This window comes from Alteromonas salexigens, from assembly GCF_025628895.1.
GTDB classification, from domain to species: Bacteria; Pseudomonadota; Gammaproteobacteria; order Enterobacterales; family Alteromonadaceae; genus Alteromonas; species Alteromonas salexigens.
Genome location: NZ_JAOTJC010000009.1, coordinates 1 through 1162, shown reverse-complemented (window position 1 = coordinate 1162; position 1162 = coordinate 1). Strand labels below are relative to the sequence as shown.

Here is a 1162-nt window from a genome sequence, read left to right as displayed (position 1 = left end):
AGATTATTCATATTATGCTGCCCGCTTTGCATACTCAACAGGCGGTAAGTAATCCAATGAGCTATGTGGCCGAACATTATTGTAATGCTCTCGCCATAGGTCTACTTCGTAACGTGCCTCATCCATTGTTCTGAACCAATGCTGGTTCAGACATTCGTTTCTGAACTTACCGTTGAGGCTTTCCACGAAGGCATTCTGTGTCGGTTTGCCAGGCTGGATAAAACCGAGCTCAACACCTGTCTCTTTACTCCAGAAGAACATCGCTTTACTGGTGAATTCTGTTCCGTTGTCGCAGATCACCTTTGCAGGCTTCTCTCGTTGGTCAATGAGCTGACTAAGGAAGCGTGCAACCTGACGGCCGCTGATAGAAACAGATACAAGCTGTCCGACCATCTCGCGGGAATAATCGTCTACCACGTTCAGCACTCTGAAGCGTCTGCCGTTGCTAAGTTGATCAGATACGAAATCCATAGACCATCGCTCATCGGGCGCTGTTGGAACCTCTAGCGGCTGTCTTGGTCGAGTCAGCTTCTTGCGCTTCTTTGTCCGTACCTGCAACCTTTCCTCAGTGTAAAGGCGGTACGTGTGCTTGCGGTTGACGACAAGCCCTTCTCCCTTTAGCAAGCCATGCAGCATCAGATATCCATACCTTGGATACTGTGACGCCAATTCCTTCAGACGCGAGCGTACTTCGCTATCTGGCTTCGTCTTGTGGCAATATCTGAATGCGGTACGGCTGACACCAGCAAGCTTGCAGGCAACCCGTTCACTGAGCTTAAACGCATCAATAAGGTGACGGGCGACAGGCTTTCTTGCTGCTGGCGTTACCACTTTTTTGAAAGCACATCCTTCATCGCTTCTACTTCCAGAAGTTTGTCAGCCAGCATCTTCTTCAGCTTATTGTTCTCAGACTCAAGCTCTTTTAGACGCTTGGCTTCATTGACTTCCAGCCCCGCATACTTGCTGCGCCAATTATAAAAAGTCCCAGATGAGATACCCATCTCGCGGCAGATGTCGTCCACCTTTGCGCCAGCCTCATGCTGTTTGATGGCCTTGATGATTTGTTCTTCGCTGTAGCGTTTTTTCATTTTGAGATCTCCATTGTCTCCAGTTTATTGGAAATCTCATCAATGTCATGGTGTTATTTTTGGGGGAGAGGTCA

General features: G+C 48.5%; 1 protein-coding gene. It reads right to left on the bottom strand.

Features of this window, described 5'->3' with window-relative positions; genetic code table 11:
* Positions 1-12: 12 nt before the first annotated feature.
* Positions 13-1088 (bottom strand): IS3 family transposase gene (locus OCL06_RS12085; protein WP_262994901.1). Its coding sequence is split into 2 segments (ribosomal slippage): positions 13-839 and positions 839-1088, totalling 1077 coding nucleotides; the frame shifts between segments, so codons are not numbered across the junction.
* Between the last annotated feature and the right edge of the window lie 74 nt (positions 1089-1162).